The 19,325-nt window shown below is 70.9% G+C and carries 16 protein-coding genes and 1 tRNA gene; 3 read left to right on the top strand and 14 right to left on the bottom strand.

Annotation, left to right across the window (positions count from 1 at the left end):
• Nucleotides 1-73 precede the first annotated feature (73 nt).
• Nucleotides 74-340 carry a 30S ribosomal protein S20 gene (rpsT, locus tag ACWD4O_RS12565; RefSeq protein WP_020127768.1) on the top strand — a complete coding sequence of 89 codons (267 nt, stop codon included), beginning with the start codon at nt 74-76 and terminating at the stop codon, nt 338-340.
• Between the two features lie 235 nt (nt 341-575).
• Here rpsT and ACWD4O_RS12560 read toward each other — a convergent pair whose 3' ends face one another.
• From ACWD4O_RS12560 to leuS, 10 genes are all read right to left on the bottom strand, one after another.
• Nucleotides 576-971, bottom strand: a complete 396-nt coding sequence (locus tag ACWD4O_RS12560) for a nuclear transport factor 2 family protein (protein WP_451279962.1) — start codon at nt 969-971, stop codon at nt 576-578.
• A 183-nt stretch (nt 972-1,154) separates the two neighbouring features.
• Complete coding sequence (gene holA, locus ACWD4O_RS12555) at nt 1,155-2,144, bottom strand: DNA polymerase III subunit delta (RefSeq protein WP_451279688.1); 990 nt, start codon at nt 2,142-2,144, stop codon at nt 1,155-1,157.
• A gap of 128 nt (nt 2,145-2,272) precedes the next feature.
• Nucleotides 2,273-2,518: a hypothetical protein gene (locus ACWD4O_RS12550; protein ID WP_451279687.1), complete on the bottom strand. Its 246-nt coding sequence runs from the start codon at nt 2,516-2,518 to the stop codon at nt 2,273-2,275.
• A gap of 94 nt (nt 2,519-2,612) precedes the next feature.
• Nucleotides 2,613-3,503 carry a YceI family protein gene (locus ACWD4O_RS12545; RefSeq protein ID WP_451279686.1) on the bottom strand — a complete coding sequence of 297 codons (891 nt, stop codon included), beginning with the start codon at nt 3,501-3,503 and terminating at the stop codon, nt 2,613-2,615.
• Nucleotides 3,504-3,650: 147 nt separating this feature from the next.
• Nucleotides 3,651-4,493, bottom strand: a complete 843-nt coding sequence (locus ACWD4O_RS12540; protein ID WP_451279961.1) for an arylamine N-acetyltransferase family protein — start codon at nt 4,491-4,493, stop codon at nt 3,651-3,653.
• A 253-nt stretch (nt 4,494-4,746) separates the two neighbouring features.
• Complete coding sequence (locus ACWD4O_RS12535) at nt 4,747-7,506, bottom strand: ComEC/Rec2 family competence protein (protein ID WP_451279960.1); 2,760 nt, start codon at nt 7,504-7,506, stop codon at nt 4,747-4,749.
• Nucleotides 7,507-7,634: 128 nt separating this feature from the next.
• Nucleotides 7,635-8,603, bottom strand: a complete 969-nt coding sequence (locus ACWD4O_RS12530) for a helix-hairpin-helix domain-containing protein (RefSeq protein WP_451279959.1) — start codon at nt 8,601-8,603, stop codon at nt 7,635-7,637.
• Between the two features lie 425 nt (nt 8,604-9,028).
• On the bottom strand, nt 9,029-9,874 hold the full coding sequence (locus ACWD4O_RS12525; protein ID WP_451279685.1) for a DegV family protein: 846 nt from the start codon (nt 9,872-9,874) through the stop codon (nt 9,029-9,031).
• Between the two features lie 110 nt (nt 9,875-9,984).
• On the bottom strand, nt 9,985-10,719 hold the full coding sequence (locus tag ACWD4O_RS12520) for a hypothetical protein (RefSeq protein ID WP_451279684.1): 735 nt from the start codon (nt 10,717-10,719) through the stop codon (nt 9,985-9,987).
• Nucleotides 10,720-10,875: 156 nt separating this feature from the next.
• Entirely contained in the window at nt 10,876-13,764 is a 2,889-nt protein-coding gene (leuS, locus tag ACWD4O_RS12515; RefSeq protein WP_451279683.1) for a leucine--tRNA ligase, read from the bottom strand.
• Nucleotides 13,765-14,192: 428 nt separating this feature from the next.
• Here leuS and ACWD4O_RS12510 point away from each other — a divergent pair, with 428 nt between their 5' ends.
• Both ACWD4O_RS12510 and ACWD4O_RS12505 read left to right on the top strand, forming a co-directional pair.
• Entirely contained in the window at nt 14,193-15,497 is a 1,305-nt protein-coding gene (locus ACWD4O_RS12510) for a cytochrome b/b6 domain-containing protein (protein ID WP_451279682.1), read from the top strand.
• Complete coding sequence (locus tag ACWD4O_RS12505; protein WP_450949484.1) at nt 15,494-17,104, top strand: NADH-ubiquinone oxidoreductase-F iron-sulfur binding region domain-containing protein; 1,611 nt, start codon at nt 15,494-15,496, stop codon at nt 17,102-17,104. The genes ACWD4O_RS12510 and ACWD4O_RS12505 overlap by 4 nt, the downstream gene beginning before the upstream one ends.
• Before the next feature lie 127 nt (nt 17,105-17,231).
• Here ACWD4O_RS12505 and ACWD4O_RS12500 read toward each other — a convergent pair.
• The 4 genes from ACWD4O_RS12500 to ACWD4O_RS12485 all read right to left on the bottom strand — a co-directional run bounded on the left by ACWD4O_RS12500 (nt 17,232) and on the right by ACWD4O_RS12485 (nt 19,279).
• A tRNA-Ala gene (locus ACWD4O_RS12500) sits at nt 17,232-17,304 on the bottom strand.
• Nucleotides 17,305-17,410: 106 nt separating this feature from the next.
• A complete protein-coding gene (locus ACWD4O_RS12495) occupies nt 17,411-17,644 on the bottom strand; it encodes a hypothetical protein (protein WP_005479297.1) in 234 nt (77 codons plus the stop codon).
• A gap of 3 nt (nt 17,645-17,647) precedes the next feature.
• The gene (locus ACWD4O_RS12490) at nt 17,648-17,821 is read right to left on the bottom strand and encodes a hypothetical protein (RefSeq protein WP_329217253.1); all 174 of its coding nucleotides are present in this window, start codon (nt 17,819-17,821) and stop codon (nt 17,648-17,650) included.
• Nucleotides 17,822-17,890: 69 nt separating this feature from the next.
• Nucleotides 17,891-19,279, bottom strand: coding sequence for an MFS transporter (locus tag ACWD4O_RS12485; RefSeq protein WP_451279958.1), 1,389 nt, complete (start codon nt 19,277-19,279; stop codon nt 17,891-17,893).
• Nucleotides 19,280-19,325: the final 46 nt, after the last annotated feature.

Below are 19,325 nucleotides of genomic sequence, written 5' to 3'. Positions count from 1 at the left end.
CGTGGGCAGCTGTGTCTCATGCCCTCTCAGCGCGGGGCACATTCGAAACCAGGAAATAGAAGAGGCTTACTTCGTGGCGAACATCAAGTCCCAGATCAAGCGGATCAAGACCAACGAGAAGGCTCGGCTGCGCAACAAGGCCGTCAAGTCCTCCCTGAAGACCGCGATCCGCAAGGCCCGCGAGGCCGCTGCCGCGGGTGACGTCGAGAAGGCCACCGAGTACCAGCGCGCTGCCGCGCGTCAGCTCGACAAGGCCGTCTCGAAGGGCGTCATCCACAAGAACCAGGCCGCCAACAAGAAGTCGGCGCTTGCTTCCAAGGTCGAGACCCTCAAGGGCTGAACCCTTATCTGATCTGATCGCCGGAAGGACTCGGGCGGGCCCTCTCTCATCCGCCCCCGACCGGCACCCACGGGTCCGCGCACGGCCTGCGTTCGCCACGCGGGCGCGGATCCAACAGCTTGATCGGCTTGAACCGAAGGCCCCGGCACTCGTCCTTCCCCAGGACGGCAGCCGGGGCCTTCGGCATGCCCACGACCAGAAGGCTCACGAGCCAGAAGGCTCACAACGAGAAGGCTCACGACCAGAAGTCGTTGCTCTTGTCGATGCTCTCCAGGCACTCGTCGAGGTCGGTGATCTTGTCGCCGACGATCCGGAAGACGATGCAGCCGTTCTCGTCGATGTGCTTGCCGTTGCGGTCGGCGGTGAAGCGGTGCATGGCGACGGCGTGTCCACGGCCGTCGACAAGGATGCTCTTCACCTCGACCCGCATCGAGCCGCCCGTCTCCGAGAAGAGCCGACCGTACATGTCGATGATCGCGTCGGTGCCCTTGAAGTCCCCCGAGAGGGGGTGGGAACCGGGCACATGGTGTGTACAGTCCCCGGTCATCATGCCTCTGAGGGCGTCCATGTCGCCCCGCATGAAGGCTTCGTACCCCTTGCGGACGAGCATCGCGTGCGGGTGTTCGGCCATGTCGATCGCCACCTTTCCTGACACGTCCGATTCTCCTCCCCGACGGGGGAAGGGCTACTGGATCACATAGCTCGCATCGGGGTCCGGAGGGGCGGATCCGGGGCTGGAGGGGGAGGCGGCTTGCGGGGAGCCGGAGGTGGAGGCGTGTTCGGGGATCCCGGAGGACGGATCCCGGAGGGGCGGCTAGCCTCGGCCGCCGGAGCGGGCCGCCCGCGCGATCGTCACGACGGCCTTCTCCAAGGCGTACTCGGGATCGTCACCGCCGCCCTTCACTCCCGCGTCGGCCTCGGCCACCGCCCGCAGCGCGACGGCCACCCCGTCCGGTGTCCACCCCCGCATCTGCTGTCTGACCCGGTCGATCTTCCAGGGCGGCATACCGAGCTCCCGGGCGAGGTCGGCCGGCCGGCCGCCGCGCGCGGAGGACAGCTTGCCGATGGCCCGCACGCCCTGGGCGAGCGCGCTGGTGATCAGCACGGGCGCGACGCCGGTGGCCAGCGACCAGCGCAACGCCTCCAGCGCCTCCGCCGCCCGCCCCTCCACCGCCCGGTCGGCGACGGTGAAGCTCGACGCCTCGGCCCGCCCGGTGTAGTACCGCCCGACGACCGCCTCGTCGATGGTCCCCTCGACATCCGCGACCAGCTGGGAGACGGCGGACGCCAGCTCCCGCAGATCGCTGCCGATCGCGTCGACGAGCGCCTGGCACGCCTCGGGCGTGGCCGACCGGCCGGTCACCCGGAACTCCTGTCTGACGAAGGCCAGCCGGTCCGCCGGCTTCGTCATCTTCGGGCAGGCCACCTCCCGCGCCCCCGCCTTGCGCGCGGCGTCCAGCAGCCCCTTGCCCTTGACCCCGCCGGCGTGCAGCAGCACGAGCGTGATCTCCTCGGCGGGAGCCCCGAGGTACGCCTTGACGTCCTTGATCGTGTCGGCGGACAGGTCATGCGCGTTGCGTACGACCACGACCTTGCGCTCCGCGAAGAGCGACGGACTGGTCAGCTCGGCGAGCGTGCCGGGCTGCAGCTGGTCCGAGGACAGGTCACGTACGTCCGTGTCGGCGTCGGCGGCCTTGGCGGCGGCCACCACCTCCTGCACGGCACGGTCGAGCAGGAGGTCCTCCTGGCCCACGGCAAGGGTCACCGGGGCGAGAGGGTCGTCGTTTGCAGTCTTCCTGGCCATCTCCGAAAGCATCCCACGAGCCACTGACAACGCGGTCGAGGTCCGACGTGTACGACCGCGGCCGACGCGTGCCACTGCGGCCGACGTGTACGACCGCGGCCGACATGCGCGACTGCGGCCGAGGCCGGCTACGGCTCCTCGCGCCAGCCGTCCCACTCCCCCGCGAACTCGTCGAGCGCGCCCGCGTCGAGCCGCTCGTCCTCGTCCCCGACCAGGACGAGCCACTGCGCGTCCTCCGCGTCGTCCTCCCCGGCCAGGGCGTCCCGGACGATCCTCGGCTCCTCGCCCAGCCCGAACCGCTCCCCGAGCGCTCGGGCCACTTCCTCAGCGGCCTCACGATCGGGCAGCACCAGCACATGTCTCACATCACTCACGGGCCCCATTTTCCGGCACGCGGGTCGGCAGCCGTACCGCAGGTCGGCCGGTCGGCACGGTCGGGCGTTAGGCGTGGTCAGGCCTTGGGCGTGGTCAGGCCTTGGGCGTGGTCTGCACGATCTGCACGTCCAGCTCGATGCTGATGCTGGGGCCGACCACCGCGATGCCCCGCGTCAGCATCGTCTGCCAGCTGACGGTGAAGTCGTCCCGGTGCAGTTCGGTCCGCGCCCGGCAGGCCGCCCGCACCTCGCCGCCCATGCCGTTGCCGACCCCGAGGTACTCCGTGTCGAGCGTGACCGTCCGCGTCACACCGTGCAGCGACAACGCCCCGGTGACCGCCCACCGGCTGCCGCCCTTGTGCACGAACCGCTCGCTGTAGAACTCGAGCGTCGGGAACCGCATCACGTCCAGGAAGTCCGCGGACCGCAGATGGTCGTCCCGCATCCTGACGTTCGTGTCGATGGACGCCGCGTCGATCACCACATGCATCGCCGACTGCTCCATCCGCTCGGCGATCCGCACCGCCCCCGCGAAGGAGTTGAACCGCCCGTGGATCCGGGCGAGCCCGATGTGCCGCGCGGTGAACCCGATCGACGAATGCGTCGGCTCGATCTCCCAGTCCCCCGGCGTCGGCAGCTCCGGAGGCCGCGCGACCTGGAGGGTCACATCGCCGAGCGAGGCCAGCGCGTTCTCCCCGACCGTCGCCGTCGCCCGATAGGGCGTGTACCCCTCGGCGGACACCGCGAGCCGGTACTCCCCCGCCGGCACGGTCGTCATGAACGCCCCGAAGGGATCCGTGCCGCCGCTGACGACGTTGCGTCCCATCGCATCGCTCACCGCGAACTCCGCATGCGGCACCGGTTCGTTGACCGGGTCGAGGATCCGACAGCTCAGCACTCCGGCGTTCGGCGGAGTGTGGACCGCCGCGAGGGGACTCGTCCGCTGCACGCGGTTCGTACGGTTTCCCAGCCAACGGCCGAACATCTACGACACCCCTGCGCGACTTGACATCACTTGTTGTCGAAGAAGCATTCGATCACCGATGCGGCTTTCGAGGCAAGACGAGCCCACATCGCGGGAAACCAGCGCATGTGCTGGCACTACGCACGAGTAGCCCCGTGTGACCGGAATCTACCCCTCCGATCGCAGGCTTCCCTCAGCCGGCTCCTCAGCCCGTCTCTCCGCCGGCCCCTCTGTCGGCCTCTCTGCCGGCCTCTCCGCCGCCCGTACCGTCGGCACCCGCTCCAACTCGATCCCGAACCGCTCCCGATATACCGCCAACACCGCCTCGTCGCCCGTCAGTTCACTCTCCTCACGCACTCCGTCGACGGATGTCGCCTTGAACCGGCGTCCGCTGAGCGTGATCCTCCCTCCGTCCTCCGTGACCCGTGAGCAGATCAGCGACTTCGTGAAATGCGACTCCGGCGAGGTGCTGTGCCACCAGGCTCCCGCCACGAAGTCCCCCAACACCCGGGGCCGCACCTCCAGTCGGTACACCCGCACCCCGTCGCACACGACGTCCAGGTCCCGCGTCTGCGCCGCACCGGTGCCGCCCCTGGCCGGATCCGGGCCGTCCCGATCCGCCTCGACGATCCGGAACACCCCGCCGGGATCCCTCTGTTCATCACGGTCCCCCCACCGGAGCGGGTAGTGGCTGTGCGCCCCGAACCCGACGTCGGCCAGCCACTCGCCCGCGTCCGCCGTCCCCACCAGCAGCGCGAGATGGTCGTACGGAATCCCTAGCCGCCCCTCCTCCCCGTACACCCGCGCCGCCATCAGCGTGACCTCGAACCCCAGCGCCGCGAGCAGCGCACCGAACGCCCCGTTCAGCTCGTAACAGAACCCTCCCCGCCGCGCCCCGACGACCTTCTCGACAAGCCTCCTCTCCTCCAGCACGATCTCCTCCCCCAGATGAACCGACAGGTTCTCGAAGGGCACCGTCCGCAAGTGCCGCAGATGCAACTCACGCAGCAGATCGACGGTGGCAGTGGCGGTGGCGACAGGGGCAGTGGTACCGGTGACAGGGGCAGTGGCACCGGGGGTGGTGGCGCGGACGACGGGAGCGGTGGCGGCGCGGGCGACGGGAGCGGTGGCGGCGACGGGAGTGGCGGGCCGTGCCGGGGGCTCGACGCCGATGCGGCGCAGATAGGCATCGACCAGTCGAGCGTCGAGCCCAGCGACGGAGGGCTGGGGCGGTTCTTCCTCGGCCTGTGCGGGATTCATGCCCTCAGTCTCGCGCCACCCCCAGTTCCCCGCCCACGCCCGCGACCACCGCCACCGCGCCGTCCCGGTCCGTCCGGAACACCGCCGCGCCTCCCGCACGCAGCGCCGCCACCGTGCTGGGCGCGGGATGCCCGTACGAGTTGCCCGCACCGCACGAGATCAGCGCCAGCCGTGGTGCCACTGCGCGTATGAGGTCCGGATCCTGGTAGGCCGAGCCATGATGCGCCACCTTGAGGACGTCCACTCCCCGCACCAGCGCGGCCGCCGGTGATCGCACCAGTGCCTGTTGCGCCGGGGGTTCGAGGTCTCCGAGCAGCAGCATCCGCAGCCCGGCCGACCGCACGAGCAGCGTCACGCTCGCGTCGTTCGGACCGTCCGGTTCCGGCACCGGGTTCGGCGGCGGCCACAGCACCTCCCAGTCGAGCGCCCCGATCCGCCTCCGCTCCCCGGCCACGGCCCGCACCAGCGGAACGCCCCGCGCCGCCGCCTCCTTCCGTACGAAGTCCACCTGGTCCACTGGCTCCTCGAACCCCGTCGTCTGGATCTCGCCCACCGCCCGGCCACGCAGCACCCCCGGCAGCCCGGCGACGTGGTCGGCGTGAAAGTGGGTGAGCACGACGAGCGGCACCCGGGTGATTCCGAGCGAGCGCAGACAACGATCGACCAGTCTCGGATCCGGCCCGGCGTCCACCACGACCCCGGCGCCGTCGCCCGCTGCGAGGACGGTCGCGTCGCCCTGTCCCACATCGCACATGGCCAGCCGCCACCCCGGCGGCGGCCAGCCCGTGAGCACTCTGGTCAGCGGCGGCGGTTGCACCACCACGAGCAGGAGCAGCACCCCGCAGAGCCCGCACAGCCAGGGGTGCCTCAACAGTCGCCGCCCGAGCAGCACCGCCCCTCCCGTGACAAGCGCGAGCAACAGGGCTCCGCCCCAGCTCCCCGGCCAGTCCACTCCCCCGCCGGGCAGCGCCGCCCCGGCCCGCGCCACACCCGCGATCCACCCGGCCGGCCAACTCGCGCACCAAGCCAACGCCTTGGCCACCGGCATCGCCATCGGTGCCGTCGCCAGCACCGCGAAACCCAGCACCGTCGCCGGCGCGACCGCGAACTCCACGAGGAGGTTGCAGGGCACCGCCACCAGACTGACCCGCGCCGACAGCACGGCGACGACCGGCGCGCACAGTGCCTGCGCGGCTCCCGCGGCCGCCAACGCCTCCGCGAGCCGCGGGGGTACCCGGTGCCGCCGCAGCGCGGCGCTCCACCGCGGCGCCAGCGTCAACAGGGCCCCGGTGGCCAGGACGGACAGCAGGAACCCGTAACTCCGGGCCAGCCACGGGTCGTACAGCACCAGCAGCAGTACCGCCGTCGCCAGCGCCGGGATGAGCGATCTGCGGCGGCCGGTCGCCAGGGCGAGCAGCACGATCGCCCCGCAGGCCGCGGCGCGCAGCACACTGGGGTCGGGCCGGCACACGACCACGAATCCGAGGGTGAGCGCTCCGCCGAGCAGCGCGGTCGTCCGGAGGGGGACGCCGAGCCGGGGCGCCAGGCCGCGGCGCTCCACCTGCTGGGCCAGCCCGGGCGGTCCGAGGAGGAGGGCGAGGATGATCGTGAGGTTGCTCCCGGAGACGGCGAGGGTGTGTGCCAGATCCGTCTCCTTGAAGGCTTCGTCCAGTTCGGGAGTGATCCGCGAGGTGTCCCCGACGACCAGCCCGGGCAGCAGCGCCCTCGCGTCCGTCGGCAGTCCCTCGGTAGCCGCCCGCAGTCCTGTCCGCAGCCGCCCCGCCAACCGCTGCGCGGCCGACGGTTCCTCCACCACCGACGGCGCCGCACGATCCCGGACCCGCAGCACAGCCGCGATCCGGTCCCCTCGAGCCAGCGCGGGCGCCAACCGCCCGGTCACCCGCACCCGAGTGGACGGCAACAACCCGAGCCACGACGCCCTGGACGTCACCCCGGATCCCGGCACACCCCCGGGCCCCGCCCGGCCGGCAGTCTCAGCGGGCCGCGCACCCCCGGACGGACCCCGGTCATCGAACCCCGCACGCGGACCATCCGCACCCATGTCCATGTCCATGCCGGTGCCGGTGCCGGTGCCGGTGCCGGTGCTTCTACCTGCGCCTGAGCCCGACCCGACGTCCAGGATCACCAGCACCGGGGCCCGCGTCGCCACCGCCGTCCGGTCCGCACCCTCGACTCTGCGGACCTCGCCCTCGATCAGAACGGAGTCCGGAGTCACGTGGTCCCCGCTGACTCTGGGCCGGGTGAGCCGTGGATCGGAGGTGATCTCGACCTCGGCGGTGACGGTCGCGTACTCCTGTGCCAGCGCCGGCACCGGCCCCCGGCGCAGATCGGCCCCGTGCAACCCGGCCGACGCGGCAGCCGCGCCCACGCAGAGCAACGATGCGGCGACGGTGACCCGGGGCCAGACGCTCCGCCCACCCACGCCTTGGTCACTCCGCCCGACCGCGCCCCCGTCGCTCTCCCTACCGCTCTCCCGACCGGCAGGGCGGACGCCCCACGTGCCCGGAGTCCGGTAGCCGCGAACTCCGCACCGCGCCCGCGCCCGCCGCCGCCTCACGACCAGCAAGGCGCCGGCGGTCATCAGGCAGACGACCACGATGCCGCCCACCAGCCCTGGCGACGCGTCCAGCGTCAGCGCGGCCGTCGCCCAGGCCGCGAGCGCGGGCGGCACGAGCCGTAGATCCACCGGCCCTTCCTGGCGCGGGTTGGCGTCGCCCAACCGCCTACCGGATTCCGCGTGCACGGCGCGGCGAGCGCGGGAGCCAGGCACGCCCCGGACTCCGATGCCGTCGGCAGCACCCCTGGCCCTGGTTCCAGGGTCCCCGTCTCCGGCAACGGCAACGGCAACGGCATGCTCAGCGTCTTCACGCCTCATGGCTGCACGAGATTCCGCAGGTCGGCGAAGCGTCGCTCGCCGATGCCGTTGACCTCGCGCAACTCGTCCACCGATCGGAAACCGCCGTGCTGTGCCCGGTAGTCGACGATGTGCTGCGCCAACACGGGGCCGACGCCGGGCAGGGTGTCGAGCTGATCCACCGTGGCCGTGTTGAGAGAGACAGGGGACGGGGGCCCGGCTCCTGCCCCCGCACCGGCGGAACCTCCCGCCCCCGCCCCGACGGCCCCGGCCGGCGCGGGTCCGCCGACGACGACCTGCTCCCCGTCCACGAGGAAGCGCGCGCGATTGAGACCGTCGGTGTTGGTGCCGGGCCGGACTCCACCGGCCGCGCCCAACGCGTCGACGACACGTGAACCGGCCGGGAGCCGGTGGATACCGGGCTTTCGCACCTTGCCGCTGACGTCCACGACGATCTCGGCCCCTGCCGTACTCCCCATGCCCGCCGGCGGGCCGGCGGAAGCGGGATGCTCGGCCGCCGAGCTCTGTTCATCTGTCGGGTAGGGAGCCGCGGCTCGCACCACTTCCGGCGCCCTCACCGGCTCGGCCCGTCCTGCCCAGAAGTGCTGTACGGCGAAGGCAGCAGCGGCGACCAGCAGTACCGTGAGCGCAACCACGCTCCTGCGCTCCAGTCCGCAGCGCGCCTGCAGCCACACAGGCATCCGCTCCCGCAGCGCAAACCCTGCCCGCGTCTGCCAAGCCTCTGCGCCACGAGAGGCTGTCCCCTCACCCCCCTCGTCGACGTCGTCAGGCCGCACACCCACACCGCCGGACCCATCGCCGGACCCACTACCGTCCGACGCATCGGCCCCCCGCGAGGCATCCAAAGCCCCCGCCGTTCCCGACGCCCCCGCAGCTCCCGCAACTCCCGAACCCGCCACCGTCTCCGGAGCCACCACCGCCTCCGACACGACCGCCGTTCCCGACGCCCCCGCCATTCCCACCATTCCCACCGCCGGCGACGCCCCCGCAGCCACCGGCGTCTCCACCGCCCCCCGGACACCCGCCCCTCCGACGGGCACGGCGCCCCCGTCCGGCGGGGGCCCCAGCCCCATCTCCATCTCCCGTCGGATTCGGGCCCGTTCGGCGAACAACGCCTCCGCCCGGCGACGGATCTCCTCCGCCGAGGCGTCACGGTGTCCGGCCCGGCCGCCGCCAGGTGAGCGGAGTCGGCGGGAACGGCCGTCGGAGCCGGGGCCCCGTCCAGGGCCGCTGGTCGCATTCGTGCTGTGCGAGCGTGAGTGTGAGCGTGATCGAAGTGCCATGCGACGAGGATCGGACACTTCGCCGAACCGCGATGATCTTGCTCAATTTCCGTGGATCACCGCACAGTTGTGGATAACTCCACCACTCGCCCGAGTGAGGGAAGTCCTCAGCGCGGCGAGACCACGACCCCGAGCAGCCCCGGCCCGGTATGCGCCCCGATCACCGCTCCGACCTCGCTCACGTGCAGGTCGGCGAGCCCGGGCACGCGTGAGCGCAGACGGTCCGCGAGAGCGGAGGCCCGGTCGGGGGCGGCGAGATGGTGCACGGCGATGTCGACGGACGCGCTGCCCGCCCGGTCGGCCCCGAGTTCCTCCAGGCGGGCGATCGCCCGCGACGCCGTCCGCACCTTCTCCAGAAGGTCGATGCGCCCGCCCTCCAGCTGGAGGAGCGGCTTCACCGCGAGCGCGGAGCCCAACAGGGCCTGCGCGGCGCCGATCCGGCCGCCACGGCGCAGGTAGTCCAGGGTGTCGACGTAGAAGTAGGCGGACGTCCCGGCCGCCCGCTTCTCCGCCGCGGTGACCGCCTCGTCGACCGTGCCGCCCGCCTCGGCGACCTCGGCCGCCGCGAGCGCGCAGAAGCCGAGCGCCATGGCGACCATGCCGGTGTCCACCACCCGTACCGGTACCGGCGCCTCGCGCGCCGCGACGACCGCCGCGTCATACGTGCCGGACAGTTCGGCGGAGAGATGGAGGGAGACGATGCCGGTCGCGCCGGACTCGGCGACCTTGCGATACGTCTCGGCGAAGAGCTGCGGGCTGGGGCGCGAGGTGGTGACGGGTCGTCGCTTCTGCAACGCCTGCGCGAGGGAACGGGTCGAGATCTCGCTGCCCTCTTCAAGGGCCTGGTCGCCGAGGACGACGGTCAGGGGCACCGCTGTGATGCCATGGCGCTCCATCGTCCGCTGCGGCAAGTAGGCCGTTGAATCCGTGACGATCGCGACATGGCGGGACATGACCTGGAGGTTACCTGGCGTAGCCCCCGTACGGCAGCCCGGCCCCTCGCAGCTGGGCCGCCCTTGACCGAATCAAGTACCAGTCGAACAGCACCCGCCCCGGGGTCACCTCAGGTGGTGCTCTCAGGGCGCGGCTTCTTCTGCCACGGGTAGGTGGGACGCGTTCCCGGAGGGGTGATGGCGGCCTGCGTCGGCTCCTCCGCGGTGCGTGCGCCGGGTGTCTCCGGCCACGTCTGCCCCGCTGCCGGGCTGTCGGCGGCAGGCGCCTCGGGCCACGAGGGCGGCGTCTGGGCGGATTCCGGTGTGGTCCAGTGCCGCAGGGCACCGGTCTCGACGTCGATCTGGGCGCTCAGGGAGTCGAGGTCGTCGTCCGCGAAGCGGTGGGCACGGTCCCGGGCCGCCCAGCGCAGCGAGTCCGCCGATCCCGTGATGCGCTCGGTGCGCTCCCGCAGCGAGGGCAGCCGCTCGGTCAGCGTCGCCCGGTCCGGCTCGGACTCCAGGCGCTTGAGCTCGTCGTCCAGTTCCCGGCCGTGCGCGCTGAGTCTCTGGAAGAGACCGAGCGACTCCTTGAGGGACTCGTCCTCGGCGACGCCCGCGTGCAGCGCGTCCTGGGTGGCCCGCATCGATGTGCGCAGCTTGAGCCGCAGCTGGGCGATCTCGCCGGCCGGTCCGAGCTGGGCGAAGGACTTGGCCCGCAGGGTGTGGTCCTCGACCGTGCGGCGGGCCTGGGTGATGGTGCGGTCGACGCCCCGCTTGGCGGCGCCGATCGCCTTCACCGTGGCGTAGACGCCGAGCGCCAGGAACAGCACGAAGAGCAGGGCTACCACTGTGATCACTGCTTCCACGAGCTCCTCCTGCGGCCGGCCACGACACATCCGGCGCCACACATGGCGCGCCGCACTCAAAACGGTAAACGACGCGGGCAGGTTCGGAGTTCCAGAAGAACCCCGAACCTGCCCGCACGAAACCCTTAGGGGACGGCCGTGGCCGGTCCCGGCCCGTTACGCCGGAACGATGTTCACCAGCTTCGGCGCCCGCACGATGACCTTGCGGATCCCGGCGCCGCCCAGCGCGTTCACCACGGCCTCGTCGGCCAGCGCCACCTTCTCCAGCTCCTCGTCGGAGATGGCCGGGGAGACCTCCAGGCGTGCCTTGACCTTGCCCTTGATCTGCACGACGCAGGTCACGCTCTCGTCCACGACGTACGCCGGGTCGGCGACCGGCAGGTCCTGGTGGACGACCGAGTCGGTGTGGCCCAGCCGGCGCCACAGCTCCTCGGCGATGTGCGGGGCCAGCGGGGCGACCAGCAGCACCAGGGCCTCGGCGACCGGGCGCGGCAGCGCGCCGCCCGCCTTGGTCAGGTGGTTGTTCAGCTCGGTGATCTTGGCGATGGCGGTGTTGAAGCGCAGGCCCTCCAGGTCCTGGCGCACTCCGTCGATCGCCTTGTGCAGGGCCCGCAGGGTGTCCACGTCGATGTCGGCGTCCTCGACGTCGACGACGGTCACCTCGCCGGTGGTCTCGTCGACGACGTTGCGCCACAGCCGCTGCAGCAGGCGGTACTGGCCGACCACGGCGCGCGTGTCCCACGGGCGCGAGACGTCCAGCGGGCCCATCGCCATCTCGTACAGGCGCAGCGTGTCGGCGCCGTACTCGGCGCAGATCTCGTCCGGGGTGACCGCGTTCTTCAGGGACTTGCCCATCTTGCCCAGCAGCTTGGAGACCTTCTCGCCCTGGTAGTAGAACGCGCCGTCGCGCTCCTCCACCTCGGCGGCAGGCACCGCGATGCCGCGGCTGTCGCGGTAGACGAAGGCCTGGATCATGCCCTGGTTGAACAGCTTGTGGAACGGCTCCACGGAGGAGACGTGCCCCAGGTCGAACAGGACCTTGGACCAGAAACGCGCGTACAGCAGGTGCAGCACGGCGTGCTCGGCGCCGCCGACGTACAGGTCGACGCCACCGTGCGGCTGGCCCTCGCGGGGGCCCATCCAGTACTGCTCGATCTCCGGGTCGACCAGCTTCTGGCTGTTGTGCGGGTCCAGGTAGCGCAGTTCGTACCAGCAGGAGCCGGCCCAGTTGGGCATGGTGTTGGTCTCGCGGCGGTACTTCTTGGGGCCGTCGCCCAGGTCCAGGGTGACGTCGACCCAGTCCTCGTTGCGGGACAGCGGCGTCTCCGGGGAGGTGTTCGCGTCGTCCGGGTCGAAGGTGCGCGGCGAGTAGTCCTCGACCTCCGGCAGTTCCAGGGGCAGCATCGACTCGGGCAGCGAGTGGGCGACGCCGTCCTCGTCGTAGACGATCGGGAAGGGCTCGCCCCAGTAGCGCTGGCGGCTGAACAGCCAGTCACGCAGCCGGAAGTTGACGGTGCCCTCGCCGATCCCCTTGCGGGCCAGCCACTCGGTGATGCGCGCCTTGGCGTCGGCGACGCTCAGGCCGTCCAGGGCGATCTCGTCGTTGGACGAGTTGATGATCTTCGCGTCGTACGACCCGAAGGCGCTCTCCCAGGTCGACGGGTCGGTGCCGCGGTCGTCGGTGGGCTCGACGATGCAGCGGATCGGCAGCTCGAAGGCGCGCGCGAACTCGAAGTCGCGCTGGTCGCCCGCGGGGACGGCCATGATCGCGCCGGTGCCGTAGCCCATCAGGACGTAGTCGGCGATGAAGACGGGGACCTGGTCGCCGTTGACCGGGTTGGTCGCGTACACGCCGGTGAAGACGCCGGTCTTGTCCTTGGCCTCGGCCTGGCGCTCGACGTCGGACTTCGAGGCGGCCTGCGCGCGGTACGCGGCGACGGCCTCGGCCGGGGTCGCGTGGCCGCCGGTCCAGATGTCGTGCGTGCCCTCGGGCCACGCGTCCGGGGTGAACTTGTCGACCAGCGGGTGCTCGGGCGCCAGCACCATGTAGGTCGCGCCGAACAGGGTGTCCGGGCGCGTGGTGAAGACGGTGATCCGCTCGCCGTCCACGGGGAAGTCGACGCGCGCGCCCTCGGAGCGGCCGATCCAGTTGCGCTGCTGCAGCTTGATGGCCTCGGGCCAGTCCAGCGCGTCCAGGTCGTTCAGCAGGCGGTCCGCGTAGGCGGTGATGCGCATGTTCCACTGGCGCAGCTTGGCCTTGAAGACGGGGAAGTTGCCGCGCTCGGAGCGGCCGTCGGCGGTGACCTCCTCGTTGGCCAGCACGGTGCCCAGGCCCGGACACCAGTTGACCGGCGCGTCGGAGGCGTAGGCCAGGCGGAACTCGCCCAGGACGTCGGCGCGTTCGATGGCGGTCAGCTCGTGCCACGCGCGCGTGTGCCCCGGTACGGCACGCTCACCGGACTCGAACTGGGCGATCAGCTCGGCGATCGGGCGGGCCTTGTCCGCCTCGTCGTCGTACCAGGAGTTGAAGATCTGCAGGAAGATCCACTGGGTCCACTTGTAGTAGTCCGGGTCGATCGTGGCGAACGATCGACGCCGGTCGTGGCCCAGGCCCAGGCGGCGCAGCTGGACCTTCATGTTCTCGATGTTGGCCTCGGTGGACACACGCGGGTGCGTGCCGGTCTGCACGGCGTACTGCTCGGCGGGCAGGCCGAAGGCGTCGAAGCCCAGGGTGTGCAGGACGTTGTGGCCGGTCATCCGCTGGTAGCGCGCGAAGACGTCGGTCGCGATGTAGCCCAGGGGGTGGCCGACGTGCAGGCCCGCACCGGAGGGGTACGGGAACATGTCCATGATGAACTTCTTGGGCCGGGCGACCAGCTCGGGGTCACCGGCCAGGTCACCCTTCGGGTTCGGGGCGGCGTACGTGCCCTCGGCGTCCCAGAAGTCCTGCCAGCGTGCCTCGATCTCGCCGGCCATGGCGGCCGTGTAGCGGTGCGGCGCGGCCTCTGCCGGGACAGCGGCGGCAGCGGGGTTCGTCTCGCTCATGGTCCTCAAAGCTCCATCGATCGTCTCTGCCAGCGGCGTGTCGTCCAGGAAACGAAAAATCCCCTCGCACAGGAGGGGACGCCGCGCCGATTCCGAACCGTCCGTTCACCGGCGGTCGGGACTGATCAGCGCGGCTCGCTAAGCAGAAGGCGTACAGCACGCATGGCGCTAGGGTACCGCAGGCCTTGAGCACGCCGCGACGCGCTTACGTATGCATGGTCGCGACAACGTTGCTGCAACCAGAATGGGCGGGCCGGAACTGAATCAAGGTCAAGGGTTACTTCGCGTAACAGTAGCTAAGGGACATCACAACAGCCACATCGTCGTTTCATAACAACGCAATAACTCAAACCTCGTACCCATCGGTATGGAGCCACTTAGAGTTCGGCAGCGGGACCGCTTTCCCGAAACTGCTCGGAGTTGCCCCCATGAACCCTCGTCGTAACAGCTCGCTCCCCAAGCCGGGTCGGTCGGCCTATGGGGCGGCGACTGCTGTCGTCCTGCTCCTCATACCCGTAGTCGTGCTGGTCGGAGGTGACCAGTTCCAAGCCTTCCTGAACTTCGGCGCGGGCGTGTTGTCCCTCGTCTCCCTCAGCTGCTCGGTGATCTGGGGCCTGGTCGCCCAGGACCGGATCTTCCTCAACACCCGCCAGCGGATCATCGGCCAGGCGGTGCACCGGACGACGGCGGTCGGCTCGATCGCGTTCCTGCTGCTGCACATCACCACGAAGATCGCACTCGACCACACCCAGCTCATCGCCGCGATCATCCCGTTCTCGCTCGGCATCACCGGGAGCGCCGGCCTCATCGGCCTCGGCTCCCTGGCCGGCCTGCTGATGATCTTCGTCGGCATCACGGGCGCGCTGCGCAGCAACTTCGCCGCGCCCGCCGAGGTCGCCGCCCGCTGGCGTGCCATGCACATGCTGGCCTACCCGGCCTGGTGCGCCGCGCTGGTCCACGGCCTCTACGCGGGTCGCCAGGCCAAGCCGATCTTCACGATCCTGTACAGCCTGTGCCTGCTGGGCGTCATGGCCGCCCTGGCGCTGCGCGCCGCCCCGCGCCCCTTCAAGCGCCAGGTCGCCGACCAGCTCGGATCGGTCTTCGGCGGCGCCGAGGACCGCTCCGCGATGGACGGCCTCGAGGCTTCACGCGCGCGCGTGGGCGAGACGGGCTCCTCCGCGCTGCCCGGCTACGAGGGCCGCTCGGGCCGCTCGTCCGACACGATGGGCTCCACGCGGATGGCCCCGCCGACGTCGCCGCTGTACGACACGCCCGCCACCCCGGAGCCGGCGAACGGCTTCGCGGCCGCCTACCGCGCCGTCAACACACCGCAGCGCGGCCAGCAGCAGCCCTATGCGGCCGACCAGACGGCCCGCATGAACATGCCGTTCGACGTGCAGCCCACACAGGCGATGCCGCGGGTCGACAACGGCGGCAGCACCTCGGGCAGTTGGCCGATCCCGTCCCCGCCGCCGGTCGGCGAGGCACCTCCGTCGGTCTACGACCCGCTCCAGGACACGGGATTCAACATCCCGGTCTATGGCAATTCGGGCACTCCGGGGCCCGCCGGACGTGATGTGTACAACACCGGTGAGACGAACCCCGCGTACGGCACGTACAACCAGAACGACACGTACAACAGCGGTCCCGCCAATGAACCATCGCCCGGCGCGTCCTTCGACGCACCGGGTTCGGGCGAACCTTGGAACATGCCTTCCGGAGGCTATAGGTGAACGAGGCCCTGCCCGACGTCCCAGAAGTCCGCGTGGTCGGACTTCCGCAGCTCACGTCGGGCTTCGACCTTGTCGAACGACTCGATCTGCCCATGCACCTGAAGGTGCATGGGCCGCTCGAACCCCTGGGCGGAGAAGCCCTCGCGAAGCTCTCCGAGAACATCAACCTCAAGGGCCGCGGCGGCGCGGGCTTCCCGTTCCACAAGAAGCTGCGCTCGGTCGCCGAGGCCGCGATCAAGCGCGGCGTCCGGCCGGTCGTCGTCGTCAACGGCAGTGAGGACGAACCGGCCTGCCGCAAGGACACGGTGCTCATCAACCGTGCCCCGCACCTCATCCTGGACGGCGCGCTGCTGGTCGCGGAGGCGCTGGGTGCCCGCACGCTCGTGGTGGGGGTCACCCGTGAGTCGACGCAGCGCTCCATGGAGGCCGCGCTCTCCGAACGCGGCCTCAGCAACGGCCGTAGATCGGCCCTGAAGGCGTTCGTCCAGCGCAACCCGATCCGCATGGTCACCGGTGCCGCCGCATCGCTGATCCGCTCCATCGACGGCGGTCCGCCGATCCCGCCCGGCCGCAAGGTCAGCGCCTCGCAGAACGGCGTCGGCGGCGCGCCCACCCTGCTGTCCAACGCCGAGACGTTCGCCCAGCTGGCCATCGCCGCCCGCATCGGCCCTGAGCGCTACGGCAACACCGGCCTGTACGACGAGCCGGGCACCGTCATGCTGACGGTCTCCGGCGCGGTCGCCCGCCCGATGGTGATCGAGGTCCCCACGGGCGTGCCGCTGCGTTACGTCCTTCAGCTCGCCGGCGCCCCGCCGGTGCCCCAGGGCGTGCTGACCGGCGGCTACCACGGCAAGTGGATCGACGCGGCGACGGTCAACGAGGCGATCGTCTCCCGCAACTCCCTGGACGCGGTGGGCGGGGCGCTCGGCGCCGGCGCGATCCTGCCGATCAGCCAGGAGACCTGCCCGCTGGGCGAGTCGCTGCGGGTGGCCCAGTGGCTGGCCGACGAGAGCGCGGGACAGTGCGGTCCCTGCTACCTCGGCCTGCCGGCCGCCGCGCGCGGCATGGAGGACATCATCAACGGCGGCGGCCCGGCCGCCCTGGAGGCGCTCAAGCAGGTCGCCAAGAACGTCAAGCGGCGCGGTGCGTGCTCGCATCCGGACGGCTCCGCGATGTTCCTCGAGTCGACCATCAAGGCGTTCACCGACGACCTGGCCGCCCATGTCCTCGGCAATGGCTGCGGACGGCCCGTGGAGGGCGTTCTGCCGCTCTTCGAGGCCGGCATGGCCCCGGCGGCCATCACGAGCGGCATCGCGCCGGAGGACAGCGGCTCGAGCCGCCAGAAGATCTTCGTCGACTGGACGCTGTGCCGCGGCCACGGCCTCTGCGCCGACATCCTCCCGGAGGTCTTCCAACTGGGCGCCGACGGCTTCCCGACGGTCGCACAGGCGAAGGTGCCGCAGAACGCGGAGGCCAAGGCGCTGCGCGCGGTACGCCGCTGCCCGGCCCTCGCCCTGCGCGTCGAGGAGGACACCCGCCCGCAGGCCCCCGCCCGCAATCTCCCGGTCCTCTCCCAGGGCCGCGGCCGCCGCGCCCTCGGCCGCTGAGCCACACGACGACGACAAGGGCCGCCCGTCCTCGGGCGGCCCTTCGCGTTTTCGCCTCGGAACACGACAAGTCCGGAGACGACAAAAAGATCCCGCTGGATCGAATCCGATCCAGCGGGATCTGCTGTGGAGCTAAGGAGAATTGAACTCCTGACCTCCTGCATGCCATGCAGGCGCTCTACCAACTGAGCTATAGCCCCTTGTGGTGTTCCGCGGGTCTCCCCGGCGGCGACGCCAACATTACCGGCCCGGGGGGTGGACCACCAAATCGTTTCCGCCCTGTCCGGTTTGAGCCGGTATGACGGGTCAAGCGGTGACGAACGAATAGAACCGCTTGAGCGTGCAGTGCTCCTCGAGGAGCCGGCCGTAGATCGGCTCGCCCTCCAGCTCACGGTAGGTCTCGATCGGGTCGCCTTTTATGATCAGCGCCCGCGCGCATTCCTCGCACCAGTACTGGTAGTCGGCGTTGACCGGCTCCATGTCACGGACGATCGGGGTGCCGCTGCCGCACCAGTCGCACTTTCGCCTGTGTGCACCCATCGATCAGCTCCAGCTGTGGCCGCAGGCCGTGCACACGTAGGAAATCCCGCCGTTGTCACCGAGTACCTGGGCCACATGGCCGGAACCGCAGGAGGGGCAGCTGAGCCGCGTGGCCTTGTCCCGTGTCAACGCCGCTTCGGAGAGGTGGCCGACCTCTCCGAGGATGCTCGCAGGCATCGCTACTCCCTCCCGTCGGGCCGCGCCCCCTTCCGGCCGTTTGATTCTGCCACGGCCGGGCCAATACGGTCAGCGACGCCTTAGTACCAGTCCGGACACGGCACCCAAGGCGGCTGTCGTAGCGAGCGCGAACATGCATGTGAGAAGCGCTTCCGAAGAGGTATACGCCTCTGGGGCCCCAAGTGACTCAAGCCGGTTGAAGAACAGTGTGCCGAAGACCGCCACCCCGATCAGCTGCCCGAGCTGGGTGACCGTGGCGAGCAACCCGCTGGCGTCCGCCGCGTCCTCGGGCCGCACCGTCGCCAGCGCCCCGGTGAGCGTCGGGCTGAAGGCGAGAGCGAGCCCGACGCCCACCCCGGCGTATGCCGCGTACAGCCACACGCCCCCGTGGCCGCCGCCGTCGAAGGCCAGCCCGACACCCGCCACGGACAGCGCGGTGACCGCGAACCCGGCCGGGATCAGGGACCGTTGCCAGGTCGCGGGCCACTTGCGCCAGGTCAGTCCGACCGCCCCGAAGACGACCGCGGTCGGCGCGAAGGTGAGGCCGGCGCGCAGTGCGCTGTAGCCGAGGCCGCCCTGGACGTGCAGGGTCAGCACGAACAGGAAGCCGCCGTTGACCGCCATCACGGCCATGACGCGCACGACCGCGAGCCCCATCCCGGGGTGACGCAACACACGTGGCGCGATCAGCGGGGAGCCGCCGCGACGGGCCAGTCGGGCCTCGTAGACGCAGAACAGGACGAACACCAGCGCGCCGACCGCCAGCGACAGCCAGGACCACCACGGCCAGCCCTCCTCCTGCCCGAGCACGAGCGGCACCGTGACCAGCGAGACAGCCGCGCCCAGAAGCACAAGCCCCGGCCAGTCCAGCCCGCGCGCCCCGGCACGCGCCCCTGCCACCGTGTCCTGCCGTTGCACGCCCCCGCCCCGCGGCAGGACGCGCCTGCCGACGACCAGAAGAACGAGGCCCACCGGCACGTTGACGAGGAACACCGGACGCCAGCCGGTGCCCAGCAGGTCGGCGCTGACCAGAACGCCGCCCACCACCTGCCCGGCCGCCGCGCCGACCGCGAGGACCGCCGCGTAGGCGCCCAGCGCGCGCATCCGGGCGTCGCCGGTGAACGTGCGCTGGATCAGGCTGAGCACCTGCGGGATCATCACCGCCGACCCGGCGCCCTGCACCAGCCGGAACACGATCAACTCGGCGCTGCCCTGAGCTAGACCGCAGGCCAGCGAGGCCACCGTGAACAGGGCGAGCCCGACGAGGTAGACCCGCCCGTGCCCGAACCGGTCGCCGAGACGCGCGCCGGTGATCAGCAGCACGGAGTACGTGATGGCGTATCCGGCGACGACCAGTTGGAGGTCCGCGCCGGAGGCGTTCAGGTCGGAACCGATCGTGGGGGCCGCGACGTTCACGATGAAGACGTCGAGCAGTGCCATGAACTGGGCTGCGAGCAGCACCGCGAGCAGCTGCCGAGGCCGATTGTCAGTGCCAGGGTCTTTA

This window comes from Streptomyces sp. NPDC002623 (assembly GCF_053592635.1).
Note: the sequence above shows the minus strand (reverse complement) of the source record. Positions and strands in the feature narration are given on the sequence as shown.

Excerpts from the sequence above, each read along its gene's own strand:
- ACWD4O_RS12560 (WP_451279962.1), bottom strand. The coding sequence starts at position 971 with ATGGCCGAACACCCGCACGCGATGCTCGTCCGCAAGGGGTACGAAGCC.
- holA (WP_451279688.1), bottom strand. The coding sequence starts at position 2,144 with ATGGCCAGGAAGACTGCAAACGACGACCCTCTCGCCCCGGTGACCCTT.
- ACWD4O_RS12545 (WP_451279686.1), bottom strand. The coding sequence starts at position 3,503 with ATGTTCGGCCGTTGGCTGGGAAACCGTACGAACCGCGTGCAGCGGACG.
- ACWD4O_RS12530 (WP_451279959.1), bottom strand. The coding sequence starts at position 8,603 with ATGGTGGGAATGGCGGGGGCGTCGGGAACGGCGGTCGTGTCGGAGGCG.
- ACWD4O_RS12525 (WP_451279685.1), bottom strand. The coding sequence starts at position 9,874 with ATGTCCCGCCATGTCGCGATCGTCACGGATTCAACGGCCTACTTGCCG.
- leuS (WP_451279683.1), bottom strand. The coding sequence starts at position 13,764 with ATGAGCGAGACGAACCCCGCTGCCGCCGCTGTCCCGGCAGAGGCCGCG.
- ACWD4O_RS12510 (WP_451279682.1), top strand. The coding sequence starts at position 14,193 with ATGAACCCTCGTCGTAACAGCTCGCTCCCCAAGCCGGGTCGGTCGGCC.
- ACWD4O_RS12495 (WP_005479297.1), bottom strand. The coding sequence starts at position 17,644 with ATGGGTGCACACAGGCGAAAGTGCGACTGGTGCGGCAGCGGCACCCCG.
- ACWD4O_RS12490 (WP_329217253.1), bottom strand. The coding sequence starts at position 17,821 with ATGCCTGCGAGCATCCTCGGAGAGGTCGGCCACCTCTCCGAAGCGGCG.